This is a genomic window from Streptomyces sp. WELS2, assembly GCF_013870595.1.
Lineage (GTDB): Bacteria > Actinomycetota > Actinomycetes > Streptomycetales > Streptomycetaceae > Streptomyces.
This window is the reverse complement of record NZ_JACBWZ010000343.1, coordinates 1-6,244: the sequence shown is the minus strand read 5'-3', so window position 1 is coordinate 6,244 and position 6,244 is coordinate 1. Positions and strand designations below refer to the sequence as shown.

The following is a 6,244-nucleotide window of genomic DNA, read 5'->3' as shown; positions in this document are numbered from 1 at the left end:
GCGTCCGGTCGCCCAGGTGCCGGCGGTCGCGGTGGCCGCGCTGCTCGGTTTCGCCGGCAACGAGTGGGTGGCCCGGTACCGGATCCGGGTGGGCCGGGAGATCGGCTCGGCCGCGCTCGTCGCCGACGGGCTGCACGCCCGCACCGACGGATTCACCTCGCTGGCCGTGCTGTTGGGGGCCGGCGGTACGGCGTTGGGCTGGCGCCTGGCCGACCCCGTCGTGGGGCTGGCGATCACGGCGGCGATCGTGCTGGTGCTGCGGGACGCGGCGCGGGAGGTGTTCCGGCGGGTGCTGGACGCCGTCGACCCGGCGCTGGTGGACCGGGCCGAGCGGGCGGTGCGGGCCGTCGAGGGGGTGCGCGAGGTGGGCGAGTTGCGGCTGCGCTGGATCGGGCACCGGCTGCGGGCCGAACTCGCGGTGGTGGTGGACGCCGAGGCCACGCTACGGCAGGCGCACGCGGTCGCCGTCGAGGCCGAACACGCCCTGCTGCACGCCGTGCCGAACCTGACGGCCGCCCTGGTCCATGCCGATCCGGCCCCCGCCCCCGGCGAGACCGACCCTCATCTGCCCCTGGCCCATCACCTCACGGCGTGACCCGTGACACCGCGCGGGCTGCGGCTCACGCCACTCCGAGACCCTCCAGCACGACGGCGCCGGGGAGTTCGGCGAGCGCCTTGCCGGGGATCAGGAGCTTGCCGCGCCGGCGTCCGCTGCCGATCACGACGTAGGGCAGGTCGATCACGGCCGAGTCCACCAGCACCGGCCAGCCGGTGGGCAGTCCGATCGGGGTGATACCGCCGTACTCCATGCCGGTCTCGCCGGTCGCCGTCTCCATCGGGGCGAACGAGGCCTTGCGGGCGCCCAGTTGACGCCGGACGACGCCGTTGACGTCGGCCCGGGCCGTGGACGGCACCACACAGGCGGCCAGCCGGGTCTCACCGCCCCGCTTGCCCGCGACCACCACGCAGTTCGCCGACCGCTCCATCAGGTCCCGGCCGTAGTGCTCGACGAAGGTGGCGGTGTCGGCCCAGCGCGGGTCGGTGTCGACGTAGAGGATCTGCTCGGACGGGACCGTTCCCTGCCAGGCGCGTACGGCGTCGGCGACGGGGGCGGTCAGTTCGTCCAGGCAGTCCGGGGCCGGGGTGGCGGTGTCGAAGTCTCCGATGGGCGCGCGCATGACCGCACGCTAACAGCACCGGCCGCACCGCCGTACCGGCGTCTTACGGGACGGACGGGCTCACGGCACGGGTGGTACGGACACGGCCATCACCATCTCCATGGGCTCCTCGCCCTGGTTGCCGTACCGGTGCGGGACGTCGGCCTCGAAGGAGGCGCTGGCGCCGGCCGGAACGCGGTACTCCGTGCCGTCCACGGTGAGCGTCAGCTCGCCCGCGGTGACATGGACCAGCTCGACCGTGCCGCCGGGGTGCGGTTCGGAGGGGCTGGTCTCGCCCGGCATCAGCCGCCAGTCCCACATCTCCAGCGGTCCGGGTGCCTCGGTGCCGGCGAGCAGCCGGTTGTAGCTGCCGGCCTCGGTGTGCCAGAGCCGTACGGCGCGTTCGGCGGGGACGATCCGCACCCTCGGGCCCTGCTCGTAGTCGAGGAGCGTGGTGACGCTGACGCCGAGCGCGTCGCCGATCTTGACGACCGTGCCGATGCTCGGGTTGGTGCGGGCCTGCTCGATCTGGATGAGCATGCCGCGGCTGACGCCGGCCCGGGCGGCGAGCACGTCCAGCGTGAAGCCGCGTACCGCGCGCCAGTGTCTGACGTTGCGCGCCAGCGACTGGGTCAGGAGTTCTAGGTCCGACACATGGAGTCCAATATCCGGGAAGTTCAATATTCTGGTTAGCCAAGTTCAATTGAGTGAACTACGGTGAGCTGCACTCGATCGTTCACCGCACTGTACTGCGAGGCCGGCCATGACAGCATTCTTCGCCCTGATCACCAGCCTTCTCTGGGGGCTGGCGGACTTCGGCGGCGGACTGCTGACCCGGCGCACCCCGGCGCTGACGGTCGTGGCCGTCTCGCAGGCCATCGCGGCGGTCGTGCTGGGCGCGATCGTGCTGGCCACCGGCGGCTGGAGCGAGGCCGGACCCCGGCTGTGGTTCGCGTTCGCGGCCGGGCTGGCGGGACCGGTGGCCCTGCTCTGCTTCTACCAGGCCCTCGCGCTCGGCCCGATGGGCGTGTACCGGGAGCGTCGGTCTCCGGTCCGCTGACCGAAGCCGGGTCGGCTGGCGCGATGGTCACGTGGGGATCTCCCTCGCTCTGCACGGGGCCTGGCGGAGGGCAGGGGGCGACCACGAGCGCGCACGGCGTCGCGTCCGCCGGCCCATTCCACGAGGCCCGGACGTCGGGCACACCGGCCGGACGGCCGGGTGCGCTGTCGGCAGGTCCTCGGACTGACGCTCGTACGCGGATGCGCACAAGTACACCGTTGCGGGACAGTTCCGGATTCGCACCGGATTCCCCTGCGGCGACAGCGAGCACGAGCATACATCTTGTGCCGGGCTGTCGTGTCACCCCCAGATGTTGTGTCCCGGTGGTCTCAGAGCGTCAACTCATAGGTGAGCAGCGTGATGTCGTCCAGCTCCGGCACGGGATTCCAGTCCCGTCCGGGTGTGCGGACGAACCCCAGGCGTTCGTAGATGCGGTGGGCGGTGCGCATGGTGCGCTGGGTGGACAGGACGAGGGCCGTGCAGCCCTTAGTGGCCCTCGCGCGCTCGACGCAGGCCCGGACGAGCGCCTCGCCGGCGCCCCGGCCGCGGGCCGCGTGGTCCACCGCGAGCATGCGGATCTCCGCCTCGCCGGGACGGGCGATGTCCGCCATGGGGCCGCCGTCCGGGACGAAGGTGACGCAGCCGAGCGGCCGGCCGTCCGCGACGGCGACGAGCACCTCGGCGGCGGCGGCGCGCTTCGCGACGTCCCTCAGCTCGTCCAGGTACTCGTCGCTCTCGCCGAAGTCCAGGAGGCCGTCTTCCAGGTAGGCCCGGGCGGTGATCTCCCCGAGGGCGGCGTACTCGCGAGGGACGGCGGGCCGGATCTCGATGTCCATGGACCGAGTGTGCGGGACGGGTACGACAAGGCGCCGCGGTTTTCCACAGGGTGCCCGCCCGGACCGGCAACGGCGGCGGGCCGCCGACGCGTCTGCTGTCGGCGGCCCGCTGCGGATGTCGCGTGGGTCAGTGCGCGCTGCCCGCGGTGGCCGGCGGAAGCTCCACCTGGACACCGGGGTCGCCGGAGTCCGCGGTGTAGTCCTCCGGCTTGGTCTCGTCGATCCCCTCGGGGGCCTTCACGGCCTTCAGGACGACCGTCAGGACCACGGTGACCACGACGTTCAGCACGAACGCCGTCAGGCCGATGTAGCCGATCTCGCCGATGCCGGGGATCTCCTTGGCGGAGCCGCCGAAGTGCTTCTGCGTCGGCGAGGCCACCCCGTACGCGGCCACGGTGCCGTAGACCATGCCGACCGCCCAGCCGGCCAGCAGCGCCCAGCGGTGGAACCAGCGGGTGAACAGACCGCCGACCAGGGCCGGGAACGTCTGCATGATCCAGATGCCGCCCAGCAGCTGGAAGTTGATGGCGACGGTCTTGTCCATGGTGAGGACGAAGACCAGCGCGCCGACCTTCACCAGCAGGGAGACCAGCTTGGAGACCTTGGTCTCCTCCGCGGCCGTCGCGTTCGGCTTGATGAAGTCCTTGTAGATGTTGCGGGTGAAGAGGTTGGCCGCCGCGATGGACATGATCGCCGCCGGGACCAGGGCGCCGATGCCGATCGCCGCGAACGCCACGCCCGTGAACCAGTCCGGGAACATGTCCTCGAACAGCTGCGGGATGGCCAGCTGGCCGTTGGAGACCTTCACCCCGGCCGCGATCGCCATGAAGCCCAGCAGCGCCAGCAGACCCAGCATCAGCGAGTACAGCGGCAGGATGGTGGTGTTGCGGCGGATCACCTCACGGCTGCGGGACGACAGGGTCGCGGTGATCGAGTGCGGGTACATGAACAGCGCGAGCGCCGAGCCGAGCGCCAGCGTGGCGTACGCCCACTGGCCCTTCTCCGGCGGCGCGAGCGCCCCGCGCGGCTTGCCGGTGGCCGGGTTGACCTGGCTGAACGCGTGGCCCGCCTTGGCGAAGATGTCGTCGAAGCCGCCCAGCTTGATCGGGATGTAGATGATCGCCACCGCGATGACGATGTAGATCAGCGTGTCCTTGACGAACGCGATCAGCGCGGGGGCGCGCAGGCCGGAGGAGTAGGTGTAGGCCGCCAGCACACCGAAGGCGATGAGCAGCGGCAGGTCCTTGACGAACCAGTTGGTGTTCTCGCCGCCGCCGACGCCCATCACGTCCAGCACCGCCTGGATGCCGACGAGCTGGAGCGCGATGTACGGCATCGTCGCCAGGATGCCGGTCACCGCCACCGCCAGCGACAGGCCCTTGGAGCCGAACCTGCCGCGCACGAAGTCGGAGGTGGTGACGTAGCCGTGGCGGTGCGAGACCGACCACAGGCGGGGCAGGAAGGTGAAGATCAGCGGGTACACCAGGATCGTGTACGGCACCGCGAAGAAGCCGGAGGCGCCCGCCGCGTAGATCGCCGCCGGTACGGCGACGAAGGTGTACGCCGTGTACAGGTCGCCGCCGAGCAGGAACCAGGTGATCCAGGTACCGAAGGACCGTCCGCCCAGGCCCCATTCGTCCAGGGAGTGCTCGTTCTCGGCCCTGCGCCAGCGCGCTGCCAGGAAGCCCAGGACCGTGACGGCCAGGAAGAAGAAGATGAAGACGCCGAGCGCGACGCCGTTGACGCCGTCCTTCATCGCGCCGCACCCCCGCTCGCATCCTTGCGGGCGCGCTGGTCACGCTGCCAGAGCTTGTACGCCAGCATGGTGAGCGCCGTGGAGATCAGGACCCAGAGCATCTGGTACCAGTAGAAGAACGGGATCCCGATGAGCGCGGGATCGACCTTGGCGTACGAGCCGACCCACAGCATCGCCACGAAGGGCGCGACGAGACACAAGGCGATGATCACCCTCACCGGTGTCACCACCGGTGGTCTCACTTCAGGCGTTTCGGACATGCCACGGCTCCGTCCCCTCGCTGATCACCTGTGCAATGAGCAGGAAATCTAGGTGACTGTGTCATGACAGCGGAAGCCCTCGTCCGCATATCGGTATACCGATTCGGCGAACGCGCCCTGACGTTATGCGGCCGTTACTCCACCGGGCGCTTCAGCCGGGCGACGAACTTGTAGCGGTCCCCGCGGTAGACCGAGCGCACCCACTCCACCGGCTTGCCCTCGCGGTCCAGCGAATGGCGGGAGAGCATCAGCATCGGCAGGCCCACGTCGGTGCCGAGCAGACCGGCCTCGCGGGGCGTGGCCAGGGAGGTCTCGATGGTCTCCTCGGCCTCGGCGAGGTGGACGTCGTAGACCTCGGCGAGCGCGGTGTACAGCGAGGTGTACTTCACCAGGGAGCGCCGCAGGGCGGGGAAGCGCTTGGCCGACAGATGGGTGGTCTCGATCGCCATCGGCTCGCCGTTGGCCATGCGCAGTCGCTCGATGCGCAGCACCCGGCCGCCGGCGGTGATGTCGAGCAGCTCGGCGAGCCGGTCGTCGGCGGTGATGTACCCGATGTCCAGCAGCTGCGAGGTCGGCTCCAGGCCCTGGGCCCGCATGTCCTCGGTGTAGGAGGTGAGCTGGAGCGCCTGGGAGACCTTGGGCTTGGCCACGAAGGTGCCCTTGCCCTGGATGCGTTCGAGCCGGCCCTCCACGACCAGTTCCTGCAGGGCCTGGCGCACCGTGGTCCGGGACGTGTCGAACTCGGCGGCCAGCGTGCGCTCGGGCGGGACCGGCGTACCCGGCGCCTGCGTCTCCGTCATGTCGAGCAGGTGCTTCTTCAAGCGGTAGTACTTGGGCACGCGCGCGGTACGGGTGGTGCCTGCCTCGTTCTCCGCACTGCTGACGTCGGTGCTCATTCTCTGCCTTCCCGGCTCCGAATGCCGAAAGCGACCGACATCCCATCGGCCACGGCTCACATCGTGGCACGGGTTGCTGTGCCAACACTCACCCGCACGCTCCGTGATCCCCTCTGTATACCGCCGCACCCGCTGTTGGTCTAGTCCATCGCGCGGGTGAGCGGGGGAGGACACGGGGCCTAAGGCTCAGGGACGGCATGGGGGAGGCGACGGGGGAGGGCGGGCGCGCCGGCCTGGCGGAGGGAGAGTTGAGGCGGGCGAGCATCGCGAGGGCGGGCG

7 protein-coding genes, 1 pseudogene and 1 riboswitch are annotated in these 6,244 nt (G+C 70.5%); of the genes and pseudogenes, 2 read left to right on the top strand and 6 right to left on the bottom strand.

Annotated elements, in window-relative coordinates:
• Positions 1–595 (top strand): cation diffusion facilitator family transporter (locus H5J33_RS19875; protein ID WP_181796278.1); only part of this gene is annotated, 595 nt, incomplete at its 5' end.
• Between the two features lie 25 nt (positions 596–620).
• Here H5J33_RS19875 and H5J33_RS19870 read toward each other — a convergent pair.
• Complete coding sequence (locus tag H5J33_RS19870; protein WP_181796277.1) at positions 621–1,178, bottom strand: YbaK/EbsC family protein; 558 nt, start codon at positions 1,176–1,178, stop codon at positions 621–623.
• 60 nt (positions 1,179–1,238) lie between these two features.
• Complete coding sequence (locus H5J33_RS19865) at positions 1,239–1,811, bottom strand: helix-turn-helix domain-containing protein (protein WP_181796276.1); 573 nt, start codon at positions 1,809–1,811, stop codon at positions 1,239–1,241.
• Between the two features lie 109 nt (positions 1,812–1,920).
• Between H5J33_RS19865 and H5J33_RS19860 the strand changes: the two are divergent.
• Positions 1,921–2,187 (top strand): annotated as a pseudogene (locus tag H5J33_RS19860) (hypothetical protein); the annotation flags it as partial.
• A 181-nt stretch (positions 2,188–2,368) separates the two neighbouring features.
• A riboswitch (cobalamin riboswitch) is annotated at positions 2,369–2,511 on the bottom strand.
• A 35-nt stretch (positions 2,512–2,546) separates the two neighbouring features.
• On the opposite strand, the gene H5J33_RS19855 reads toward H5J33_RS19860, so the two are convergent.
• The 4 genes from H5J33_RS19855 to H5J33_RS19840 form a co-directional block, all read right to left on the bottom strand.
• Positions 2,547–3,053 (bottom strand): GNAT family N-acetyltransferase, encoded by a 507-nt coding sequence (locus H5J33_RS19855; protein ID WP_181796275.1) that lies wholly within the window; start codon positions 3,051–3,053, stop codon positions 2,547–2,549.
• A gap of 127 nt (positions 3,054–3,180) precedes the next feature.
• Positions 3,181–4,809 carry a monocarboxylate uptake permease MctP gene (mctP, locus tag H5J33_RS19850; RefSeq protein WP_181796274.1) on the bottom strand — a complete coding sequence of 543 codons (1,629 nt, stop codon included), beginning with the start codon at positions 4,807–4,809 and terminating at the stop codon, positions 3,181–3,183.
• Positions 4,806–5,069, bottom strand: a complete 264-nt coding sequence (locus tag H5J33_RS19845) for a DUF3311 domain-containing protein (RefSeq protein WP_181796273.1) — start codon at positions 5,067–5,069, stop codon at positions 4,806–4,808. The genes mctP and H5J33_RS19845 overlap by 4 nt, the downstream gene beginning before the upstream one ends.
• Before the next feature lie 134 nt (positions 5,070–5,203).
• On the bottom strand, positions 5,204–5,965 hold the full coding sequence (locus H5J33_RS19840; RefSeq protein ID WP_030609802.1) for a GntR family transcriptional regulator: 762 nt from the start codon (positions 5,963–5,965) through the stop codon (positions 5,204–5,206).
• Positions 5,966–6,244: the final 279 nt, after the last annotated feature.

Excerpts from the sequence above, each read along its gene's own strand:
- H5J33_RS19870 (WP_181796277.1), bottom strand. The coding sequence starts at position 1,178 with ATGCGCGCGCCCATCGGAGACTTCGACACCGCCACCCCGGCCCCGGAC.
- H5J33_RS19855 (WP_181796275.1), bottom strand. The coding sequence starts at position 3,053 with ATGGACATCGAGATCCGGCCCGCCGTCCCTCGCGAGTACGCCGCCCTC.
- mctP (WP_181796274.1), bottom strand. The coding sequence starts at position 4,809 with ATGAAGGACGGCGTCAACGGCGTCGCGCTCGGCGTCTTCATCTTCTTC.
- H5J33_RS19845 (WP_181796273.1), bottom strand. The coding sequence starts at position 5,069 with ATGTCCGAAACGCCTGAAGTGAGACCACCGGTGGTGACACCGGTGAGG.
- H5J33_RS19840 (WP_030609802.1), bottom strand. The coding sequence starts at position 5,965 with ATGAGCACCGACGTCAGCAGTGCGGAGAACGAGGCAGGCACCACCCGT.